Raw genomic sequence first — 23,615 nt, 5'->3', positions numbered from 1 at the left:
CTTATAGGTTACACTCTTTTTTTATCTCACTTTGTGCCCATACGGCTAACTGCTCTCGATATATTTTAGCATTATGGCGAATGTCCATTGGAAAACCTCGGTGAACCAAAAAGTGTTTTATGCCTTGTGTATGAGGGTGTTTATCAGCGTTAAAACGCAACTCATTAAATAGTTTTAAATTACTTTCTGTGGGTTTATCAACAAGTTCGAGACAGATAACTGGCGTCGTCTGGTCGGCTATATGGACTGCGACTAACGCGCTACGTTTAATGGCTGGGTGGGTATTAAAAATACGCTCACAACAGATTGAAAAATAGGTTTTAATCTCATCTTTGTAACGCGCTTCGACGCGGTGTGTTTTACGTCCACACATCCATAGTTTTCCGTGTTCATCAAGGTAACCAAGATCACCCATGCGGTGACGAAATCCTGTGTCATCAGTGATTTTAGAAAGCTGTGTTGCGCTATTACGTGCGTAATATTGCTGACTCACTTGTGCTCCTTTGACTACTATCTCACCAATTTCATAGGCTTCAATAGAGAGTGAATCTGACCACTGTTCAATGCGATCTTCACTGATTTTGATGATATTAATCATTGTATTTTCAACTGGATAACCGATACAGATACCACCACCAGTATCAGTAATGGTTTCTGTTTTGAATAAAACAGAGCTGGTAATTTTACTGATAGGCAGCGATTCAGTTGCACCGTAGGAGTTTAATATTTCAACGTTTTGATTAAGTAGTTTAGAAAAATGTTTTAATGAGGGTAATGTTGCAGGTGCACCTGCGGAGATAACCCGTTTAATCGAGGTTAATTTAACCCCTTTTTTATTACCTGCTTCACCTAATATCTCTATTAAAGCGGGATTAGCGAATAGGTTTGAACATTGATACTTTTTAATGGCCGCAAACAGGTACTCAGGATTGGCAGTGATCGGTTTGCTGGCATCCATCTCTGGCACAATTGAAGCCATTCCCAGTGCGGGACCAAACAAGGAAAACAGCGGAAAAGTAGCTAGATCGCGCTCACCGTGTTGGATATGATAATCATTTTTTAAGATTGAAATTTGCGCTTCAAACATGGCATGGCTATAAACAACTCCTTTAGGTGTGCCTGTGCTACCACTGGTAAAGAGAATTGCGGCTAGCTGATCAGGTGCCGATTTCACCATCGCATAACCATTATTGCTTGGGTATTTTTTAAGTAATGCTTTGAGACTAATCCCCCCCCACAAAGAACAACCTGCCACAGTAATATTGTGTTTAATGGTCTCATTACCCCAACCCAATAAACGACGTGCAAACTGTGCTTTGGGGATACCGATAAAGGCATCGGGTTTTGCTTCGATAAAACACTGTTTGAGATTTTTAGTACCCATACCCGGATCAACTAAAATAGGGATGATACCTGCTTTAAATAGTGCAAAAGTGATGTTAAAAAAATCTAAACTGGGTGTCACCATCAATACCGCTTTATCACCCGCTTGTAAGCCCATTTTATTAAGTGCAAACGCGATATCATCACTTTTTTGATGTAATTGTTTAAAGTTTATCTCTTGATAGGTGAGTTTGGTGAATTGTTTTTTTTGTACGGCAATAGCAAGAGAAGTGGGGAAGTTGGTTGCCGCATCAGCAAGATGTCGGCAAAGATTAGCTTGATTGGTTTGCTTCATTATTATTTATTGCTTTCCATAAATTGTTCAATGAGTGGAATAACTTCATCACTCGCGTCTTCTAAAATATAATGTCCACAATCATCAAATTGATGAATTTCTGCTTGTGGCATTTTATCGATCCAAATTGCTAAGAAATGTTTGTCAAAAACAAAATCTTTTAATCCCCAACAGATAATAGTCGGTACCTGTTTAAATTTCTCGAGACTCGCACTGATATCTGACACAAGTTGATAGCTTTTATCACTTTTATAAAGAGGAATATCTTGTACAAACCGCAGTGTGGAGATACGATTTTTCCATGAGTTAAACGGCATTACGTAAGCGTTGCGCACATCTTTGGGCATCGCTTTACGTTTTACGCCAACATAGGAGGCAGCCGAGGAAAAGGCATTCAGGCCACGCACCAGTAATGTACCTAACAAAGTGTTACGACAGATCCAAAGCCCTAATGGTAAGGGTTTACTTGCAGGAAGATGAAATGCACCGGTGTTTAAAATCACTAAACGTTTAATACGCTCAGGGTATCGTGCTGCGTAACCCATGCCTATCATGCCACCCCAATCGTGGACAACAAGGGTGATATTTTCATCGATATTGAGAGATTCAAGTAGTGCTTCAAGATCGTCAATACGACTTTTTAGCGTGTACTCATATTGGTCATCAGAGGGTTTGTCAGAGAGTCCACAACCGATATGATCAGGTACAATACATTGATAGTTTTTACTCAATGCCTGTACTAAATTACGGTAATAAAATGACCAACTCGGGTTGCCATGTACCATCACAACAGGCTCACCTTGACCTTCATTAAGGTAATGGTATTGCTGGCCGTTTCTATCAAGAAAGTTGCGTTTAAATGGAAACAGGTCATCTAAATTTTTATTCATCGTCATTACCACTCTAATCCTAACATCATGCAGTTTAAGCCACTGCCAATGCCCAAAAAGCTAACTTTGTCACCCGCTTTTAGGAAACCTTGATCGTGTGCCATCGCTGCGGTGACTGGCAGTGAAACGGTACCCATATTACCCAGTTTTTGGAAGGTGGGGTACTCTTTGTAAGTGGGGATATTAAGTGCTGTCAACACTTGCTTTTGATTGGCAGAGCCAACTTGATGACAGATAACTTTATCGACTTGCTCAACCACCCAATCGCGCTGAGATAAAAAATGTTTCCAAGTATCATGCGCCAGTGCAACGCCTTCTTTGAGTAAAGGCACCGCATCGGTACGCATAAACTCTCGATGTAGTTTAAGGCCAACTTCTTGCAGACCCCATTTACACAAGTCGTGGTGCTCAGGCGCACTCAAATGACTGGCACCAAGCAGTTTATGCTGACGCTTATTTTTAAGTGGTAAGCTACCATCGGTGAGTAAGACGGCTACTGCACCCGAGCCTCCGGTTAAGGTTGCTAAGGATTGCGCAAAGTTTTGAATGGTGGGTTTTTCCAGCATATTATCGATAGTGATATCCACAATATGGCGAGCAGATTCACATGAAACCACTAAACCTGCCTTTATTTGCCCAAGCTCAATACGGTTAGCGATATCTAAAATACCCGATAACACCCCTAAACAGGCATTACTAATGTCGTAAATGGCGGTGCTTTTATTAACACCTAGCTCTGAGGCGATACGGCAAGCCGTTGCTGGCTCATGTTGATCCCGGCAAACACCGGTGTAAACCACTGCGCCAATATCATCTACATTGATGTTTGTTTCTTGTATGCTTTTTTTAGCCGCGATAATGGCGCCATCGGATAAACGATGATCTTTAGGCCACCAGCGACGCTCTTCAATGCCGGTTAAGGCAGCAAGTTGCCCCATTGGAATACGTAATTTTTGATATAACGGGGCAAGACGTGATTCTAACTCGCGGCTAGTGATCACTTCTGGGGCTAGTTCATAAGCAAAGCTGTTGATAAAAACGCGTGAATATTTCATTAAGCAGTTCTGTTTCTCAATTATTAAAATTCAATGGGTAAAATTCAACCAGTTTGGTATACCCATAAATCGAGCGCGTAGATTAACTTAATTCTGAATTTTAACAAAGGGCTTAGGGCAAAGAATTGAGGCTTTGCCCCAGTTTGATGCGCTTACCGCTGTTATTTGTTGCTATACAGTTTAAAATTTCAGCGTTTTACCTTTTTTGAGGTAGTTTATCCACTGACGATGACACTGCATTGCATTTAATATAGGTAAACTTAGCGGTAAAGGCTCTTGGTTAATCTGTGAAACGAGCGTTTCGGCAAGCAGTGGCGCAGTGTTTAACCCACGCGAACCGAGTCCTGTTAAAATAAAGAGGTTTTCATGGAAAGGTGGATTTTCGGTAGGCATCTTTTTTACAGCGCCCTGATAAAACAATTTGGTTTTTTGATAATCAGGCAAAACACCCATATAGGGAAAGTGATCCCGTGTGGTACAACGTATACCCACATTCGCGTGCTGATGGTTGATATCAATCTTTTCCACCCAACTTTTATCTTTAATACATTTAGCCAGCTTGTTTTTATTGTCAACTTGCTCCTGAGCTGAAAAACCTTCATCTACATTGTGACGTTTAAAGGTGGCCCCCATGCAATGAAAACCATTATTAATGGGGGTTAAATAGCCCTCATGACAAAGAGTAACGGCCAGTTTTTTAAGTTTGGTGTCACTTTTTATATGGGTGACTTGCCCGCGTGCCGATGAAAGAGGTAACGCTTCACACTGTTTAAATTCAAGGGTATTCATCGCAGTGGTTAATATCAGGAGATCATGTTTACTGCTCCGTTTATCAAAGTGACATAACCAGCCATTTTTATCCTGCTCAAAGCTGTTTAACTGATGCTTGAGTTTAATGGTTAATAACCCCGTTTGTTGTGCTTTTTCAAACAGCGCATCGACCATCTGTGCGGGACTTAACCAGCCTGCTAAAGGATAAAAGAGAGATTGCTGGCCAATATCTAATTGAGCGATGCGGTCTGTTTGCTCTGGCGTTAATTGTTGTACCAATATTTTTGGTAGTTGTGCTTGTAATATTTTATCCAGTTTTTTAGCCGCTGCATTATCATAATAGAGTTGCAGTAATCCCGACAGGTCAAAATCGAATGGGTGAGTCTGATTGATACTCTCTACATAGTTGCGCGCATATAAAAAACTATTAGCGAAAAGTTGGCTTAGGGCATTGTGTTGTTTGTTTAATAATGGATAAAGTGCGCCTTGTTGATTACCCGATGCACCACCGCCAAGTTGCTTATCTTTACAATACAGGGTGACCTTAAAACCCCGATTCACTAACGCTAAACTCAAACAAGCGCTACTAATCCCCCCCCCAATAATGGCCACCTCTTTACTGTTAGTGGTTTTAGCAGGACGATAATGTTGTGCATAATTTGGCATCACAGTTTTCTGTTCGAGAAAGCCCACTAACATCTCACGTTTTTTCCGGTAACCTTTACGCTTTTGCATGTTAAAACCAATTGCTTGCAAACCACGTCTGACAAAACCTGCCGCCGTAAAAGTCGCCAGTGTTGCCCCTTTTTTTGCGCTTTGAGCAATCAGTTTAAAGAGTGTTTCATTCCACATATCAAGATTTTTACTCGGTGCAAACCCATCTAAATACCAACAATCAAAGAGCCCTTGGTGATAAAGATAAAGTGTTGGCAGGGTTTCATGTACATCACCAAACCACAGATCTAAACAGATATTGCTGAAATGCAAACGATGACAACCTGTTAATGCGAGTGGATATTGTGCCAGCAAGGGGTTGATATAAGAGTCTAAAACAGGCCAACGATTGAGTGCCTTGTGGAGATCGTTTTTGTTGAGTGGGTGCTTTTCAAAACTACTAAAAAACAGCTTTTTCAATGGTTTACTTGGGTTCTCTTGTAAAAATTGTTCAAAGGTAAGGCAGGTTAGTAAAAAGTTAAGCCCGGTGCCAAAGCCTGTTTCTGCAATATTAAATGATTCATTTTCCCAATTTAACCAACGTTCAATTAATTGATTACCTTGTATGAAAACATAATCAGACTCCTCAATGCCTTGGTCGGTATTAAAATAGTGGTCATCAAAGAGGGGAGAAAAGGGCTCAGACTGATCAGACCAGTTTATTTGAGCATGATTAATTAGGTTGTTTTTGCTTTCAGACAAGATAAATTCTCTATTATATGCGACACTATTTTTGTTTTAAATCAGTCGGGGTTGAGTGTTTCTATTTCCCCCCATTGTATGTTTAGTCCCCCAAGCAATAAAGGCTTAATAATGAAAAGAGCAGTAATTACAGGTATTGGTATTGTTTCTAGTATTGGTAACAATCAACAAGAAGTTTTAGCGTCACTAAAAAGTGGTCAATCAGGTATCTCTTTCTCAGAGCAATTTGCAGAAATGAAGATGCGTAGCCACGTTTGGGGTGATCTTAAAATCGATCCAAAAGACCATATCGACCGTAAAGTGTTTCGCTTTATGGGGGATGCTGCTGCATATACCTATATTGCCATGCAACAAGCAATTGAAGATGCAGGTCTTGCGGATGATCAAGTATCAAATGTACGTACCGGTATCGTTGCCGGCTCGGGTGGTGCATCATCAATTAACCAAGTGGCTGCTGCTGAAATCATGAAAACCAAAGGTGTGCGTCGTGTCGGCCCTTACATGGTGCCACGTACGATGGCATCAACGGTCTCTGCATGTTTGGCAACACCGTTTAAAATTAAAGGTATCAACTATTCAATGAGCAGTGCATGTGCAACCAGCGCACATTGTATTGGTCATGCGTGGGAACAAATCCAACTTGGCAAGCAAGATATTGTCTTTGCAGGGGGTGGTGAAGAGCTCGATTGGACAACGGCTTGTACATTTGACGCAATGGGCGCACTGTCAAGCAAATATAATGACACACCAGAGCAAGCTTCACGTACTTATGATGCAAACCGTGATGGTTTTGTTATCTCTGGTGGCGGCGGTATGGTTGTTGTTGAAGAGCTTGAACATGCCCTTGCTCGTGGCGCAAAAATTTATGCTGAAATTGTCGGTTACGGCGCAACCTCTGACGGTTTTGATATGGTTGCCCCGTCTGGTGAAGGCGCAGTACGTTGCATGCAACAAGCACTGGCAACGGTTGATGGTGATGTAGATTACTTAAATACACACGGTACATCGACACCCGTTGGTGACACGAAAGAGTTAGGCGCAATTAATGAAGTGTTTCCAACGAATGCACCCAAAATTAGCGCAACCAAATCACAAACCGGTCACGCATTAGGCGCTGCAGGTGTGCATGAAGCTATTTATAGCATGTTGATGATGGAAAATGACTTTATTTCTCCATCGGTTAATATTACTGATCTTGATGAACTTGCAATGAATCTACCGATTGTGGCGAATAAAGCACAGGATGCAAAACTGAACATCGTTATGTCGAACAGTTTTGGTTTTGGTGGGACCAATGCAACATTAGTGTTTAAACGCTTTACTAAGTAATGACTTAGTTTGTTGTTATTTAAAAAAGGAGCTTTATGCTCCTTTTTGTATTTATAGGCAATAGATGAAACTCTATATCGATGAAAATATTCCCTACGCGAAGTCATTTTTTAGCGACTTTGGTGAATGCCATTTTTTCTCAGGAAGAACGGTCAGCGCAAAGCAATTAACGGATGCTGATGTTTTGTTAGTTCGCTCAATTACCCAAGTTAATGAAAAATTATTGCAGCTTAATAAGTCATTGCAATTTGTTGGTACGGCCACTATCGGCACTGATCATATTGATACACACTATCTGCAGCAACGTGATATTACTTTTAGCAGTGCGCCTGGTTGCAACAAAGTATCGGTAGCAGAATATATCTTAAGCAGCTTGCTGATTATTGCGCAAAAACAGCAGTTCCAATTAACAGACAAAACGGTGGCAATTGTGGGTGCGGGTAATACTGGTAGTGCGGTTTATCAGCGTTTAACGGCGTTAGGTATGTGTTGTAAACTGTATGATCCCCCTTTGCAACATGCGGGAGATAAACGTGATTTTTGCAGTTTTGAGGATGTTTTAGACGCCGACATTATTACCTTACATGTCCCCAAAGTGACGGAGGGTGAATTTCCCACTGTACATCTATTTGATGAACAGGTGTTAAACAAACTCACTGATCAGCATATTTTATTAAACGCTTCCCGTGGCGAGGTGATCGACAATCAAGCGCTATTAAAGCAGGCGAAAACAGGTGTATGTCCAACCTTGGTATTAGATGTATGGGAAAATGAACCCAATATCGAAAAAGCGCTGTTGCCTCACGTTGAAATTGCCACCCCACATATTGCCGGTTACAGTTTAGATGGCAGAGCGCGTGGTACAGAGATGTTATATCACGCACTGTGTTTGCATTTAAACAAAGAAATAAAGCATAAAGCAGAAGATTTCTTGGTTAAACCTACCATCAGTGAGGTGAGCGTCACTCAAAATATCACTGAGCCATTGTTAAAAAGGTTGATACACCTTATTTATGATGTGCGTCGAGATGATGCACTATTTCGACAAATGATTGATCAAGATGACGGTTTTGATATTATGCGCAAAACATACAGTGAACGGCGCGAATTATCGACATTAATGGTCTCTGCACCCATTTCACAAACCCAATTATTACAATCGTTAGGCTTTAACACTAACGTTTTACAAGAGAGATAAAATGAAATCAGAATATAACATTGCCCTTATTGGCGACTTAAGCGGTTGTATTGAAGCGACCCTTGAAGTCTTAGCAAAACGTGACTTTCCTATTGGCAAAATATTTCCTCTACAAAGTGCAACACAAGATGAAGAAAAAAAGGAAGAGGAAGACAGTGTAACGCAAACGGTGATGTTTTCAGGCAAACCTGTTGATGTGATTGATATTGAAGGTTTTGATTGGGAACCGATTGATATCGCATTTTTCCTGAGCGATATCGAAACAACCAAAGCATGGGCAGATATTGCCAGCGAACATTGTGTGGTGATCGACAACAGTGGTGCCTTTTTAGAAGATGAAAATGTGCCACTGGTACAGATTGATGTGAATGAAGAGCAGTTAGCCTCTTTTTCACAAAGCAACAAAATTGCTATTCCTTGTAGTGAAACAGCGCAGCTGGCCTTAGCTGTTGCCCAACTACACCAAGAAGTGGGGCTAGTGCGTATCAATGTTTCAAGTTATCAGTCTGTTTCGATTGCAGGAAAAGCAGGTGTCACCACTCTTGCGGGTGAAACAGCGCGTTTATTGAATGCTAAAGCGGTTGAGACTACGCTATTTCCACAGCAAACCGCCTTTAATGTTTTTCCACAAGTGGGCGAGTTTAATGATGATGGTATTAGTTTTAGTGAGTTGCGTTTGGTAACGGAAACACGTCGCTTGTTAAATGATCCTGCTATTATTATTTCAACCACACAAGTGGTTGTTCCACTGTTCTATGGTTGCGCACAGTCGGTGCATCTGCAAACACATTATCCTGTTGATATGGATGAAGTGGCACAATATCTGCATCATAGTGAAGGTGTGACATTGGTGAAATCCGTGTGTGATTATCCTAATATGATCAGTGATGTGGTAAACAGTACCGATGTTCAAGTAGGACGCTTACGCAAAGATATCTGTGATGCTAGTGGCGTCAACATGTGGATTTGTGCAGATAACTATCACTTTGGTGTTGCAACAACAGTTATCAAAGTGGCAGAAAAATTAATATCAAATTATATTTAATGCGTTAAAGATTGATTCTTCATCGGTAATAGTGGGCTAGATCGCAATTCTAGCCTTACTTATTCATCTCTTTTACAGATCTAATTTATGATTCATGAAACTATTTATAATTATTTATAATAATAATTTCCAAGGAATGAATATGAAGCGCCTTCTCCTCTCCCTAATTTTTTGCTCTCCACTGCTTTTTTCACCCTCTGTATCGAGTATTAGCCTTGTTGGTCCAAGTGAGGGAAATGTTTTATCTGCGCAACAATCTGTGGAGCAATATGGTCCCGTTAGTCGCGCTGAAACGCTATGGGCAATTTCGTCTAAATTGCGCCCAGACAATTCTGTGAGTGTGCAGCAAACCATGGTTGCGCTGTATAAGTTAAACCCTTATGCGTTTTTTAAGGGGAATATTAATAAAATTATTCCCGAGTCAATGTTAACTATCCCATCATCAGCGTTTGTTGCTGAGCAAACAGATGCGGAAGCAATCGCGCTTATTCGCAAATATAGCCCGAATAAAAAAACAACGTCAGTAGCAACACCTAAACCTAGTTTGGTTGAGAAAAAAGAGGCACTAAAAGTACCAGAGAAAGAGAGTGTAAAAGTTGATGCCGCTGTGGTTGCTGAAAATGCGTTAAACAGAGAAAAACTGGATGCGACTGAGAAAAAATTTAGCGCACTACAAGCAGAAATGGAACTGGTAAATGAGCAGTTTATTATTGCCACAGAAGCCAGCCAAGCTTTAAAGTTAAAACTGCAACCATTGCATGATGAAATCACCCTGTTAACAGAGCAGTTAGAGGCTGAAACTGTTATTCAGAAAAAATTACAACAGATTATTGACGATTATCGTGCACAGTTAGATGCCGTTGAATTACCTCCCTTTAGTGGTGAGGGCATGATCAATGAAATATTACGTTTGATTACGGCTTCAATGACCAATTTGTTAATCGTTATTATTTCACCTATTTTATTGTTACTGCTTATTTTTATGGTGATTTCGCGTATTCGCTCAAAACGTCAACTTGCAGAGCAAGAGCAAGAAATTGCCGAATCTACCGCCATTTTAATGGAGGAAACGGGGCAGTTTGATGAACTGCTCACAGAAGGTATTGCAGATGAGGCAGAGCAAGAGTTAGATTTTACTGAAGATGAAGAGCAAAGTACTGAGAGCACAGAAGTCGTTGATATTGATGAGCTAGATAGCTTAGCACTCCCAGATGAAATAGAAGAGGTGAACCTCACTGAGTCTGATGCGTTAGAAACAATTGTTGATTTGACTGAAGATGAAGAGTTAGTGACCAGTGAAGAGGATCCCTTTGGCATTGGGGCATTAACGGATGATGAAGAGCTTATCTCATCGGTTGATTTAGATGACGATGAACCAGAAACAAGCGAAGAGGATCCCTTTGGTATCGGCGCACTAACTGAAGAAATACAAGATGAAGCATTAATATCATCTGTTGACCTAGATGTGAATGAGCCAGAAGCTATTTCTGTGTCAGAGCAGGCCGATTTAGACCTTGCTGCTGAGTGGGAAGCGCAGGTATCTGCTGATTCGAGTGAATCTGATTTAGATTTATCTAGTGCATTAGAAGAGGTTGAATTTGATGCACCACCGAGAACCACTGAAACACTTTCTGAAAATGAACTTTCAAAATTAGACTCTTTACAGGAGTCTACTGAGCTTGAACGTGGAGATGTACTTAGTGAGGCGTCTAATAATGACATCGCACCAGCCGATCTTGATTTAACTGAGCTTGCAGATGAATTACCCGCCATTGATATTGATGATTTAGATGAAACACTAAATACTGTTGAAAGTAACAATACAGAGACCTTACCGGCAACTGAAATTGATGATTTAGCTGAAAGTGAAGCTCTAACCGATCTTGATCTAACGGAGCTTGTAGATGAATTTCCCGCCCTTGATATTGCAGATTTAGAGGAAGCCTTAGAAGTTGAAACTAAAGCGCCATTACCTGAGCTAGAAAGTGGGAGCTTGCCTGAAAGTGAGCTTGAGCCTGAAGCGAATGATCTTTTAGCAAAACAGCTCAGTGATGTGGCTTTCAACGAAGAGGTGCCACTGCCTAAAGTTGACAGTGGCACAGAAAATAATTTTATTGATATTGAAACGCTGCTTGAAAATAGTGATAACGCGAATAAAGAGGAGCCTTACGGTGAGTTGGCGCTCGATTTAGGCTTAGAGGAGTTTCCAGATGTGGTTGATCTTCAAGGAGATGTTGATATTGATGATGATGAAAATGGCATTGGTGCACAACTTGATTTAGCCCGCGCTTATTTAGAAATTGATGATAAAGCAGGCGCAAAAGAGATACTGCTTTCTGTGCTTGAAAATAGCAATGGCAAACAGCGTGTGGAAATAGATAAACTACTTAGTCGTTTAGAGTAATTGAAAAATATAAATGTCACTAATAAAAACCAGCATTGCTGGTTTTTTTGTTATTAATAATAAAAAAATATTGGAGTCCTATGCGACCAGTAATATTAGATGTATTAGGTTATGAATTAAATGCACAAGAGAAAGAGGTCTTAGCGCATCCGCTAGTGGCAGGCGTTATTTTATTCACACGGAATTTTTATGATTTAAAGCAGCTTAAAGAGCTCGTCTCACAAATTCGTTTTTATGCAGGAAATAATGCAGGAAAAGGGGGGGGGAAACAGATTGTGATTGCAGTGGACCATGAAGGGGGAAGAGTACAACGCTTTAAAGAACCGTTTACACGTTTACCTTCCGCAGGCTCTCTGCTTCAACATAATACAATCACCGAGGCGAAAGAGCTTGCTTACGCAAGTGCATGGGTAATGGCCAGTGAACTTATTACCTGTGATATTGATTTTAGTTTTGCACCTGTCTTAGATATCAATGGCCTCTCTGATGTCATTGGTTTACGTGCATTTTCAGAAAATCCTCATCATGTTATTGAGATAGCAACGGCCTATACCGAGGGGATGAAAGCCACTGGTATGGCCACAACAGGTAAACATTTCCCGGGCCATGGCAGTGTTAAAGCCGATTCTCATGTGGCACTACCCGTTGATTATCGGCATTTTGATGAGATATTTTCGCACGATATCGTCCCATTTAAAGCTTTAATCGAGCAAGGCGCATTGACTGCAATGATGCCTTCACATGTCGTGTATGAGCAATGTGATGAGCAACCTGCTGGTTTCTCTTCATACTGGTTGCAAACTGTGTTGCGTAAACAGTTAGGTTTTTTGGGGGTCATCATCAGTGATGACTTATCCATGCATGGTGCAAGTTTTGTTGGTAATCATGTTACGCGCGCACAAAGTGCATTAAATGCAGGCTGTGATTTGATTCTTGCGTGTAACGACAGTGATGCCGCTATTTCAATATTAGATGCACTGCCTATTGCCAAGAAACAGGATAATAGCGCAATCATAAAAATGTCTTACCAGCGAAATAAGTTCTCATCTCCATTACAAAAAAATCCAATTTGGATAGAAAACCATCAAAAACTGATGCACTTTGCTGAGCGGATCTAATAAGTTCATTGCAGTGCTTGCACTTCATGGTTATTTCCATAAACTGGGAGGTGCTAAATTGTCGATTATAAGAATAAAGGCGGAATAACTAATGATCATTTATCTACACGGTTTTGATGCTACCAGTCCCGGAAACCATGAAAAAGTGATGCAATTAAAGTTTATTGATGATGACGTACGTTTTGTGCATTACAGCACCATTCATCCTAAGCATGATATGAGTCATATATTAAAAGAGGTGCACAAACATATCCAAAGTAGTGATGATAAATCACCATTGATTTGTGGTGTAGGTTTAGGTGGTTTTTGGAGCGAACGTATCGGTTTTTTATGTGGTATTAGGCAAGTTATTCTTAATCCTAACCTTCACCCTGAAGATAACATGGTGGGTAAAATCGAGTGGCCTGAAGAGTACCTTGATATTAATACCAAATGTGTCAGTGGTTTCCGTAGAAAAAACAGTAAAAACTGTCTTTGTATCTTGTCAACCACGGATGAGATGATCGATTCAACGAAGAGCGATCATGAATTATCGGAATACTATCCGATCATTTTTGATGAAAAACAGGGGCATAAATTTCGAGACATTTCCCATCATCTGCAAACGATTAAGCAATTCAAAAACCAGCCCTAATCGTTTCACATCATTATTAAAAGGCAACCCCGTTGCCTTGTTATCAATATGTAATTTAATTACACCAATCTGTTAATTTTTTCTCTTTGAGATCACAAAATAGTTGCATTTGTAATAATATTACACTATTTTGTGATCTCTATTTTTATACCCACATAAATTTGTTTTCATTACTGTTTTTAAGCATGGTAAAAAACAGTAATGAAACCAAATATTAGAGGAAATATCATGAAGAAAATCGTTATTGTCGGTGGTGGTGCAGGTGGGCTAGAGCTTGCGACTAAATTAGGCAAGAAATTGGGTAAAAAAGGCAAAGCACACATTACGTTGGTGGATAAAAACCGTACTCATTTGTGGAAGCCCCTACTGCACGAACTGGCTGCCGGATCACTTGATGATGGTATTGATGCACTGAGTTATCGCGCTCATGCTAAAAATCATGGTTTTAACTTTAAACTTGCACCCTTAGCTGATATTGATCGCACCAATAAACAGATTAAATTGGCTAAATTAATTGATACTGATGGCACTGAAATTTTGCCTGAAAGTAAGCTTGATTACGATATTTTAGTGATGGCACTAGGCAGTGTGAGTAATGACTTTAACACTAAAGGTGTGAGCGATCATTGTATCTTTTTAGATAGCCCACAACAGGCTAAAAAATTCCATCACTTGATGTTAAATAAATACTTACAACTTGGTGTACAAGAAACGAAACAAGTGAGCGTGGCGATTGTCGGCGCGGGCGCAACGGGTGTGGAGCTTTCTGCGGAGCTTTATAACTCCTTAGAGCAGGTTTCAAGTTACGGGTTTGAGCACATTAATAGTACCGATTTGAAAGTAAGTTTGGTTGAAGCCGGTGAGAAAATATTACCTGCACTGCCTGAGCGCATCTCTAGCTCTGCACATCAAGAGTTACTCAAATTAGGCGTGGATGTGCGTACCCAAACCATGGTCACAGAAGCAACTGAAAAGGGGCTGATCACGAAAGATGGGGAATTGATAGAAGCGGATTTGATTGTCTGGGCTGCTGGTATTAAAGCACCTAACTTCTTAAAAGAGATTGCGGGCCTTGAAACTAACCGCATCAATCAGTTAGTGGTTAAGCAAACGCTACAAACCACGCTTGATGATAATATCTATGCGTTAGGTGATTGTGCATGTTGCGCGTTACCCGGTGGTGGTTTTGTACCCCCTCGCGCGCAATCGGCACACCAGATGGCTTCATTAGTGGCCAAGAACATTATTGCGACGTTAAAAGAAAAACCGCTTTGTGATTACAAATATACTGATTATGGCTCATTAGTATCATTGAGTAATTACAGTACGGTAGGCAGTTTAATGGGTAATTTAATGAAGGGCTCCATGAAGATAGAGGGGCGCTTAGCACGATTGGTTTATATCTCCTTATATCGCATGCATCAAGTTGCCTTGCATGGTTATTTCCGCACCGCACTTATTACTCTTGTTGAACGTATCAACCGTGTATTACGTCCTCGTTTAAAGCTTCATTAAAATACTCATTAACGCTTCATAAAATTTGCGCAGAGATTATACCATTTCGTTTAATACCAATTGGATTAAGTATGTGATCTAAATTTTACGCAGGAAAAATAGCTTAATTTAAGGCGAAAGTTGACGTAAATGGTTGTTCCCTTTACGAAACTTACAACGAAGAAGTAAGTTATTTTAACCAGTAAAATAGATCAGCTATTTATTCTGATTGGTATAATATAACGATCAGTTACTTAGGCGAATTGGTGTTAACGCTCTGCTCGTTTAAAACTTGTCTTCAGATGTTTACTTCGCGTACAAAATAGCAGTAACCAGATAATTAATACCAACTGTATCGATGCTTCAACAGAATATTGAAACTTATCAAGGTAGAGATAATAAAGTTGTAGCCCGAGATCAAAGCAGATACTGATCAGCAGAAAAGGGTAACCTTTTTGCCATATCTTGCAGATAAAAGGGTGTTTATCGTGATCCCGTCCTGAGAGCAGAAACAGTAAAATGGCAATTAAACCCGAGGCTAATCCTAAATAGAAGTGGATTTTATCAGGGTAAAATATGCCAAGCAATTTATTACCTGTTTCCCTTGAAACAAGAGAGATAATAAGTAACGCCCATGTGCGTGCTAAAAAGAGCAAGCCACAATAAAAGTAAGTGGGTGGTTTGAGGTCTCCGGACTGCGTATAAAACTGCAGTGGATATATTTTTATGGCCATGATCTGTTTCTTATAAGGTAGGTAAAACAACTCTTTACCTACCTGTTTTTTTAGTCATTAACAAAACACATTGGGCAATATGCATAATGCCCTTTAGGGTCGTTAAAGCGAGTGAGTGGTGCGCTTTGCTGTTGGATATCAAAGAAGGTATTAACCAGCGTTGAATTTAACGACAAACCTGTGGGTAACATTTTAATACCACTGCTAAATATCTCGTTAAGTAGTTGCTGCTTGGCAGAGATTGCTGGCACGATGGGTTTTATCGCATATTTATCTAAGCTCGCCAGTATTGCCGCGCGATTAATTGCTTCTTGCAACGAGCCTAACTCATCAACAAGTCCTAATGATTTAGCGTCTACACCTGTCCAAACACGCCCTTGTGCAACCTTGTCTACTTCCGCTAAGGTCATGTTACGTCCTTCACTGACCACGGTTAAAAACTGCTGATAACCACGTTCAATCGCGAGTTGCATTATCTCTGCAAGGGCAGGGTCTAATGGGCGGGTTGGGTCAAGTGTTGATAATGGTGTTGTGCCTACGCCATCGTTGTAGATACCTAATTTATTGAGTGCTTTGTCGGCACTGGCAAACAGGCCAAAAATACCAATAGAGCCGGTGAGCGTGCTTGGCTCGGCGACAATATGATCAGCCGCAGAGGCAATCCAGTAACCTCCTGAGGCACTGACACTGGCCATTGAAATAACCACTTTTTTACCTGCTCTTTTTAGATCTAAAATATGCTGGCGAATTTTTTCCGACGCAAATGCACTGCCTCCAGGGGTATCTAAACGGATCACAACCGCTCGCACGCGAGTATCGTTTAGCGCGTTCACTAATAGTTTAGAGAAACTCTCTCCACCGATAACATTGCTTTTTTGTGTGCCGGTTAAAATCTCACCTTGACCATGGATAAGTGCAATTAATGCGCTGCTAAGGTCTGTTTCATATAATGCTGGCATAGTACTTTGGTAATAATCGTAATTAACCCATTTGTGATCATTATTTTCTAATGCGTTAAGGACTTTATAACGGGGCAGTAGTTGATCCACCAAACCTGCTTGTAGTGCATAACGCGCGGTATCACCTTCCGCTTGCTGTAGGGCATTTTTAAGTTGTGCTAATGTTGGTGAGATTGATTGTGCACTCAGCCGATCATTTTTTCGTTGCTCAAGTACCGTATCAATATAACCCTGCCAGAGTTGATTCAACCAATGAGAATTTGCCTCTTTACTGGCTGCCGACATCTGTGTTTCAGTAAAGGGTTCAACAAATGATTTGAAAGTGCCGACTTTAAAAACATGTGGTGTGATCAATAAGTTATCAAGTAACTCTTTGAAATAGAGACGATAAACTGAGAAACCTTGTAAAAGTACCATTCCTTGCGGATCCAGGTAAATCGTATCGGCATAACTGGCAAGCAGATACTGCATTTGTGAATAGTTATCGGCCGCCGCAATAACCTGTTTCCCTGATAATTTAAACTGATTTAGTGCGTTGCCCAATTGCTTAATATTGTTCAAACTTACTGCTTGTAAACCAGCGAGATCTAAGAAAATGCGTTTGATTTTAGGATCATGTTGCGCATGACGAATAACTTGTAAAATTTCATCAATTGGATACTCTTTTATCTGTTGCTCATCGCTAAGCATCTGTTTTGAGAGTTCGTTGGCAAAATCGGTCGGTTGTTTTTGCTCAACAATTTTACCATAAAAATTAAGTTGTAAAATCGCATTATCAGCAATATAAGGCTGCTCTTCATCCGCATTTAAAGCAACAATCACCACTAAAATCACAACAAAAAACAGTATATTGAGAATAATTAAACGGGTAAGGTTGAGTAGTTTTGCAAACCACTTAAATAGCGAGAAGAGTCGTTTCATTGTTATTCCTTTGTGTTTTCATTGAAATTAAAGGTTTATAGATAAAAATAAAGCACTGTCTACTTGCGCAGAGAGTGCTTATTACCAAGATGGTATATTATGCTTTAAAAGTTTGTTGTATCAACAAATAGACCTACTTTTAAGTCTTCTGCTGTGTAGATAACTTTTCCATCTACTTCGACAACACCATCAGCGATACCCATGACTAAACGGCGCATAATCACACGTTTCATGGTGATACGATAAGTTACTTTTTTAGCGGTAGGTAATACTTGGCCTGTAAATTTAACATTACCAACACCCAGAGCACGACCTTTACCGGGACCTCCGCTCCAACCAAGGAAGAAACCAACTAATTGCCACATAGCATCAAGCCCTAAACAGCCTGGCATAACAGGGTCACCTGGGAAGTGACATTCAAAGAACCACAATGCTTTGTCAATATCAAGCTCAGCAACCAATTCGCCTTTACCATGTTTACCACCATCTGATGTGATCGTGATAATACGATCTAGCATTAACATTTTATCAATGGGTAATAGGCAGTTTCCCTCACCAAAAAGTTCACCATGACCACATTTGATAAGATCTTCTTTTTCGTAAGAGTTTATGCCCAACTCTTTTTGGGATACTGTTTTTGTCATAATCACTTCTTAATATTGAATGAATAGGTATTTTTTAATGGCTGTACTTTAGCTAACTATTGGGCTTATCGCAACAAATTTAGGCACTTGCTGATAATGCCAGTGTGTTCGCTGTCATCCTCTTTATGTAAAAAGTGGATACGTTTATTGATCATTTCAATGACCGTTTCAAAGCTGTGTGACATTGCAAACGGAAAAGCTTCTAAGCTGTGTTGAATAGCAAAAATATTAATTTTTTTATTTTCGATCAGTTTTAACGTCTCATCACTGAGCATTAAGTTAATTTGGTTTGCTTCTGGCATTAATACGGTGACGGCATCGGTTAATAACCCTAAACGGAAGAGGCGTGCTACCGACTCTATTTTTTGGTTAATCCCCCCAATGGCAAGCACATTACCATGTTGATCTAATGCCCCCGTGACAAACAGGTTTTGGGCAACGGCAGTTTGTGCATAACATGAGGTAACGGCGAGTAAAATAGCTAATGATGCACTGTCACCATCACTTTCTTGATAAGATTGCTCAAACACCACATTACATGACAATGGGAAATTAGCGACATGGGTGAAAAAGTGGTTGAGATAACCTTGTACAATGAGTGTACTTTTAGCGTGCACATTACCGGCAAGTTCTACTTTACGCTCAACATCAATGATTTCACCATCCCCAACCATATCACTTGCCGAGATACGGAATATTTCACCAAATTCAGTCGGGTAACCCATTAATTCTACAACGGACAAACCATTTATTTGTCCAATTGTTTCCCCTTGCAACTGAATTTTCAACTGTTTTTCAAGCAGTGCTTGGTCGCTAAAATTCTGAGCATTGGATTGTGCTCTGTGTTGAATCTCTAATGCTTGCTGAATATGCAACTTATCGATATAGCCTTGTTGAGTCTCACTCTGTTGAGAGAAAAGTTGTGCGTAAGATAAGATAGACTCGATAATTTTAGGTGAGAAAAGTATTTTTTTCTGGTGTTCACATAATAGAGAAAGGTGCAGAAATAGTTGTGCAAAGGCTTCATCTGTTAATGGCTGTAGTGATTGTGCATTGATGAGTTGTTGGCAGTATAAGCGTAAAGCTTGAACATTTTCATCACTACTTTTTACTTCACCTGAGAGCTCTGAAAATAGCAAACTGACTTGACTGTAATCGGGATCAATCTGTGCTAATTCATCAAGTTGATAACGATTAGCGACTAAAATTATCTTCGTATTTATTTTTTCAGAAGGCTGAGCAGGTAAGGCCCCACGTAATTTTTCACTGTTTAATGCTGAGCTTGCACTGAGTTGTTGGTTAAGTAAAAAAGCTTTTAATAAAAACCATAAATGAGGAGTAACGAGCAGTGGGCTGATATGTAATATTAAAATCCCGTCTTTTAAATTGGCTATTTCACCTTGCTGAAAGGTTATCTGTGTTTGGCTTAGTAAATTGATACGCCCAAACAACTTTTCATGATCATAATTTTGCAGTGCTAGAAGTGGCAATTGGCTATTGTTTGTCGTTTGAACAATGGCAATTGCCGCATGCCAAAATTGTGTATTTAATATCAGTAGTGGTTGTGGCAACTGGAAAAAATGGTTGATCATCTCAGAGGCAGTAGGATACAAACTGAGCCAACTGCTACTCTTTTTATCTGTTTTTTTGAGTTGCGCTAAAAAATCAGCAGTACATTGTGATGTGGTTAAACACGCTATTTTATGGGGATTTGAAACTGAATTAATATTTGCCAAAGTGCAGACTCTAAGTATGAAGGTGATAAACACCCTCTATTATATACTTTAACGCGGTGGAAAAACAGAGGACTTATAATCGGTAGTTATTATAAGTCTGTTTTTGATATTTAACGTCACAATCAGGACAGCGTTGTGTGGTTGGGCTTAACTGCAGATCTTCGATGGCTAATTCACTCTCACAGTCGGAGCACAAACCATACATACCGATCGCGATGCTGTTCAGTGAAGCATCAATTTTTTTAAGTTTATTGATGTTTTTTATAAGGTTTGGATTGTCAATTTTAGATGTAAACTCAATAAGTTCATCTGTTGATAAGCGTCCTAACTTCTTTGCTGCAAGGTGATGACTGGCATGATCCGATGTTTGGAATATAAGGTTAATGGCTAAACGAATTTGCTCCTGTGAGCGGTTTAATTGGATTTTAAACTGTGCAATCTGTGTTTCGTTTAACTGGGACATACTACTCTCGACTAATTGATAACAAGTTTAGTATATTAATCAGATATGTTGTATGAGGTTATGATTTAAGTCAATATTGTTAATGAGTTGTATAATTTATACAACCCATTTGATGTGGATCTAAAAAAGTCGGGTTACCATTTCTTTTTATCTTGGAAAATGACATCTAAATCATTCTGTTTCTGTGCTTCTTTAGCCTTAATAGCCGCTAACTCCTTGTCACTATGTTTAATAAGGTAAGATTTTATCTCATTTTTAATGTCGATTAGCTGTGCTTGTTTTTTCTCTAAATAACTGTCTTTATCTGGGATGCCACTCAGTATTTTAAGCAATTTATTGATCATCTGATTGGCACTGCCAAACTGTTTTGCAAGTTTGGCATCTAAAATACGTTTAATTCCATTTTCCAAGTTTATTTTTAGTTGCATGATCTCTAAGCGGTGATCTTCTGCAACAAATACTTCGGTATTGATTTTCCCTTTGGCATGCTCAGATCGTAAAACGGCACGAATTTTTTTGGTCACTTGTAGTAGTGCAAGTGCTTCTTTATCATTTTCAGGTGCACGGAAAATACTTTCATCAGGTGGAGTATAATTATTGCGCACTTGTTGTATCTGTGCGTCCGTATTTTTCAGGTGATCGCGTATAGCTGCATTTGTTGAGGCACTTTTAAGCATCAGTACTAACGCATTACGAATACGATTTTGTAAAATAAGTAATAAAGACTTACTAAAAGGCATACGTGTTGCATTTAATAAAAGCTCATCAACTTCAGTAATAACCGCCCTTTGTTTACTGATGGCAATGCGCTTTTCAGCTTCTATTTTTTGTTTATATTGTTGTATTATATTGTAACCGATTAATACAAACAGTAATAAACCAATTAACGATAAAATGATGGGAAATAACATAAATTCTCATTACAAATAGATGAAGAGATAAAAGTAACAGGGTATATACCATAATACTTCAAGATGTAAAGTCAGGGTAACATAGGCATAGTGTGCATCAAGGTAAGCGTAAGGTAAATAAACTTCCACTACATTGGGGTCTATTTTCCAATAAAATGTGACCTTGTAACTGCTTAGTTTTGTGCTCTGCTGCTATTTTTTTAGCAAATAATAGGCCAAGTCCACTACGGCCTTTGTTGGCATTAAAGTCAGATTGTCTATTTTCGCATACTGCAAGCATATGCTCAGGATAACCTTCACCATCATCTTCAACTTGAATATTAAGGTATTGGTCTTTAGTAAACGCGCGCAGTGTGATCTGTTTGTCGGTGTGGCGTAGTGCATTAATAAAAATATCACCAATCAGGTAGGTGATTAAATCTAGATCAAAATAGCCGTAAAGTGTTTCGTCAACATCCAGCTTAACCTCTATATCGTGGCAATTTAAATAAAGACGATTTTTTTCGATCACTTCATTTAACACCTCTGCGACTGAATTTTCTTCAATATACAGTGGTAACTGTTTTTGTTCATCTCGATACAATGCCAGTAGTTGCATTAATGTGCCGTTAATACGTGATGTTTGATAATGTAGATCTGCAAAACTTTTGTGTTGTTGTTCGGTTAAATTATCAGCAAGGTCTAAATTTTCAATAGACTGTAACAACATAAAAAGGGAGTTTTTCATGTCATGTGCGCTAGTGGCTAAAATAGTACTAAAATCTAGTTTGTCTTGATTATTCATTTATTTATCCCAAAATATTATAAAAATGAGCCTATTACCGTATTATTTAAAACTCTGATAAACTAAAATCACTTACTTAAAAATAGCATAACTACTGGCAAATATATGAAATTACAACAATTACGTTATATCGTTGAAGTGTTAAACCATAATTTAAATGTATCAGCCACTGCTGAAAGCCTTTTTACTTCACAACCTGGGATCAGTAAACAGGTACGTATGTTAGAAGATGAACTGGGTATACAGGTCTTTGAACGTAGTGGTAAGCATCTGACTAAAGTGACACCTGCAGGCAAAGAAATTATTCGCTATGCCTCTGAAATTTTAGGTAAAGTAGAGAGTATTAAAGCGATAGCCAGTCAATATACACAACCGGATCAGGGTACTCTGAACATTGCAACGACCCATACGCAAGCGCGTTATGCACTGCCTGAGGTGATTAAAGGGTTTATAAAGCGTTACCCTAAAGTTTCATTACATATGCATCAAGGGACACCGACACAAATCAGTGAATCTGTGGTAAAGGGAAAAACGGACTTTGCAATTGCAACAGAAGCACTGCATCTTTATCAAGATTTGATCATGTTACCGTGTTATCACTGGAATCGTAGTGTGATTGTACCTAAAGATCATCCGCTTGCAAAAATAAAAAAAATTACTGTTGCGGATATTGCTGCACATCCTATTGTGACTTATATTTTTGGTTTTACGGGCCGTTCTGAGCTTGATGAAGCGTTTAATGCCGCGGGTTACACACCTAATGTCGTGTTTACTGCAACCGATGCCGATGTCATTAAAACCTATGTACGTTTAGGGTTAGGTGTCGGGGTTGTAGCAACGATGGCAATGAATGACGATGATGATTTTTGTGTGATTGATGCCAGTCATATCTTTAAAGCAAGTACTACCAGTATCGGTTTTAGAAAAGGTACCTTTTTACGTGATTATATGTATGAATTTATGGTGCGTTTTGCGCCACATCTTACGCGTCCCGTTGTTGAGAAAGCGATTCAACTTAAATATACCGATGAGGTAAATAAACTCTTTGCAGATATAGAGTTACCGATGCGTTAAGTGTAATTACTCAAGTCGTTGCCATTTAAATGAGTTCTCGGTAAAACTTCAGTTATCTATGATAACCGTGTTGAAAAATGCTCACAAATTCATCTGCAATGAATTTGAACATTCGGGATGAATTACAGGATGTACGTAGTCTTTAAACCACTAAACTACGCTCTGAGTCTTTATATGCTATTTTATAAAACAGTTAAACTAAGGGCTATGTAATACCAATCCGCCTAAGTACTGGTTTAAATGACTAATATCTGCGTTGCATTCAATCGCAATAGCCGGCTATTACTCAATCATGCGCCTTGACCTTAGTCATTTACCCTGCGTAAAACCTGATCATTATATTAAGCGGAATGGTAT

At 39.4% G+C, this 23,615-nt stretch carries 19 protein-coding genes; 8 read left to right on the top strand and 11 right to left on the bottom strand.

The genetic code is table 11. The features are described from left to right. Position 1: 1 nt before the first annotated feature. The 4 genes from oleC to mnmC form a co-directional block, all read right to left on the bottom strand. The gene (gene oleC / locus G322_RS0105225) at positions 2–1,678 is read right to left on the bottom strand and encodes an olefin beta-lactone synthetase (protein ID WP_022940755.1); all 1,677 of its coding nucleotides are present in this window, start codon (positions 1,676–1,678) and stop codon (positions 2–4) included. Positions 1,679–1,680: 2 nt separating this feature from the next. Beyond that, positions 1,681–2,574 (bottom strand): alpha/beta fold hydrolase, encoded by an 894-nt coding sequence (locus G322_RS0105220; protein WP_022940754.1) that lies wholly within the window; start codon positions 2,572–2,574, stop codon positions 1,681–1,683. Next, positions 2,574–3,623: a 3-oxoacyl-ACP synthase III gene (locus G322_RS0105215; protein ID WP_022940753.1), complete on the bottom strand. Its 1,050-nt coding sequence runs from the start codon at positions 3,621–3,623 to the stop codon at positions 2,574–2,576. The genes G322_RS0105220 and G322_RS0105215 overlap by 1 nt, the downstream gene beginning before the upstream one ends. A gap of 180 nt (positions 3,624–3,803) precedes the next feature. Further along, on the bottom strand, positions 3,804–5,810 hold the full coding sequence (gene mnmC, locus G322_RS0105210; RefSeq protein ID WP_022940752.1) for a bifunctional tRNA (5-methylaminomethyl-2-thiouridine)(34)-methyltransferase MnmC2/FAD-dependent 5-carboxymethylaminomethyl-2-thiouridine(34) oxidoreductase MnmC1: 2,007 nt from the start codon (positions 5,808–5,810) through the stop codon (positions 3,804–3,806). Positions 5,811–5,921: 111 nt separating this feature from the next. Between mnmC and fabB the strand changes: the two genes are divergently transcribed. The 7 genes from fabB (at position 5,922) to G322_RS0105175 (ending at position 15,053) form a co-directional block, all read left to right on the top strand. Beyond that, complete coding sequence (fabB, locus tag G322_RS0105205) at positions 5,922–7,139, top strand: beta-ketoacyl-ACP synthase I (RefSeq protein ID WP_022940751.1); 1,218 nt, start codon at positions 5,922–5,924, stop codon at positions 7,137–7,139. A 64-nt stretch (positions 7,140–7,203) separates the two neighbouring features. Beyond that, entirely contained in the window at positions 7,204–8,337 is a 1,134-nt protein-coding gene (locus G322_RS0105200; RefSeq protein WP_022940750.1) for a 4-phosphoerythronate dehydrogenase, read from the top strand. 1 nt (position 8,338) lies between these two features. After that, on the top strand, positions 8,339–9,382 hold the full coding sequence (locus G322_RS0105195; RefSeq protein ID WP_022940749.1) for an aspartate-semialdehyde dehydrogenase: 1,044 nt from the start codon (positions 8,339–8,341) through the stop codon (positions 9,380–9,382). A 142-nt stretch (positions 9,383–9,524) separates the two neighbouring features. After that, positions 9,525–11,786: a FimV/HubP family polar landmark protein gene (locus G322_RS0105190; protein ID WP_022940748.1), complete on the top strand. Its 2,262-nt coding sequence runs from the start codon at positions 9,525–9,527 to the stop codon at positions 11,784–11,786. Between the two features lie 80 nt (positions 11,787–11,866). Continuing rightward, on the top strand, positions 11,867–12,904 hold the full coding sequence (nagZ, locus tag G322_RS0105185) for a beta-N-acetylhexosaminidase (RefSeq protein WP_022940747.1): 1,038 nt from the start codon (positions 11,867–11,869) through the stop codon (positions 12,902–12,904). Positions 12,905–12,995: 91 nt separating this feature from the next. Further along, positions 12,996–13,538, top strand: coding sequence for an alpha/beta hydrolase YcfP (ycfP, locus tag G322_RS0105180; protein WP_022940746.1), 543 nt, complete (start codon positions 12,996–12,998; stop codon positions 13,536–13,538). Between the two features lie 228 nt (positions 13,539–13,766). Then, entirely contained in the window at positions 13,767–15,053 is a 1,287-nt protein-coding gene (locus G322_RS0105175; RefSeq protein WP_022940745.1) for an NAD(P)/FAD-dependent oxidoreductase, read from the top strand. A gap of 248 nt (positions 15,054–15,301) precedes the next feature. Here G322_RS0105175 and G322_RS0105170 read toward each other — a convergent pair whose 3' ends face one another. From G322_RS0105170 to G322_RS0105140, 7 genes are all read right to left on the bottom strand, one after another. After that, positions 15,302–15,766 carry a DUF2919 domain-containing protein gene (locus G322_RS0105170; protein ID WP_022940744.1) on the bottom strand — a complete coding sequence of 155 codons (465 nt, stop codon included), beginning with the start codon at positions 15,764–15,766 and terminating at the stop codon, positions 15,302–15,304. Between the two features lie 50 nt (positions 15,767–15,816). Further along, positions 15,817–17,646 carry a signal peptide peptidase SppA gene (sppA, locus tag G322_RS0105165; RefSeq protein WP_022940743.1) on the bottom strand — a complete coding sequence of 610 codons (1,830 nt, stop codon included), beginning with the start codon at positions 17,644–17,646 and terminating at the stop codon, positions 15,817–15,819. Between the two features lie 104 nt (positions 17,647–17,750). Next, a complete protein-coding gene (fabA, locus tag G322_RS0105160) occupies positions 17,751–18,290 on the bottom strand; it encodes a bifunctional 3-hydroxydecanoyl-ACP dehydratase/trans-2-decenoyl-ACP isomerase (RefSeq protein ID WP_022940742.1) in 540 nt (179 codons plus the stop codon). A 65-nt stretch (positions 18,291–18,355) separates the two neighbouring features. Continuing rightward, positions 18,356–20,026: an AAA family ATPase gene (locus G322_RS0105155; RefSeq protein WP_022940741.1), complete on the bottom strand. Its 1,671-nt coding sequence runs from the start codon at positions 20,024–20,026 to the stop codon at positions 18,356–18,358. A gap of 73 nt (positions 20,027–20,099) precedes the next feature. Further along, positions 20,100–20,489, bottom strand: coding sequence for a TraR/DksA family transcriptional regulator (locus tag G322_RS0105150; RefSeq protein WP_022940740.1), 390 nt, complete (start codon positions 20,487–20,489; stop codon positions 20,100–20,102). Between the two features lie 134 nt (positions 20,490–20,623). Beyond that, positions 20,624–21,400 (bottom strand): hypothetical protein, encoded by a 777-nt coding sequence (locus tag G322_RS0105145; RefSeq protein ID WP_022940739.1) that lies wholly within the window; start codon positions 21,398–21,400, stop codon positions 20,624–20,626. 97 nt (positions 21,401–21,497) lie between these two features. Further along, complete coding sequence (locus G322_RS0105140; RefSeq protein WP_022940738.1) at positions 21,498–22,184, bottom strand: sensor histidine kinase; 687 nt, start codon at positions 22,182–22,184, stop codon at positions 21,498–21,500. Between the two features lie 105 nt (positions 22,185–22,289). Here G322_RS0105140 and cysB point away from each other — a divergent pair, with 105 nt between their 5' ends. Continuing rightward, on the top strand, positions 22,290–23,258 hold the full coding sequence (gene cysB, locus G322_RS0105135) for an HTH-type transcriptional regulator CysB (RefSeq protein WP_022940737.1): 969 nt from the start codon (positions 22,290–22,292) through the stop codon (positions 23,256–23,258). Positions 23,259–23,615: the final 357 nt, after the last annotated feature.

This window comes from Psychromonas hadalis ATCC BAA-638 (assembly GCF_000420245.1).
Classification (GTDB): domain Bacteria; phylum Pseudomonadota; class Gammaproteobacteria; order Enterobacterales; family Psychromonadaceae; genus Psychromonas; species Psychromonas hadalis.
The sequence above is the reverse complement of the archived record's forward strand: the minus strand, read 5'-3'. Positions and strand labels throughout refer to the sequence as shown.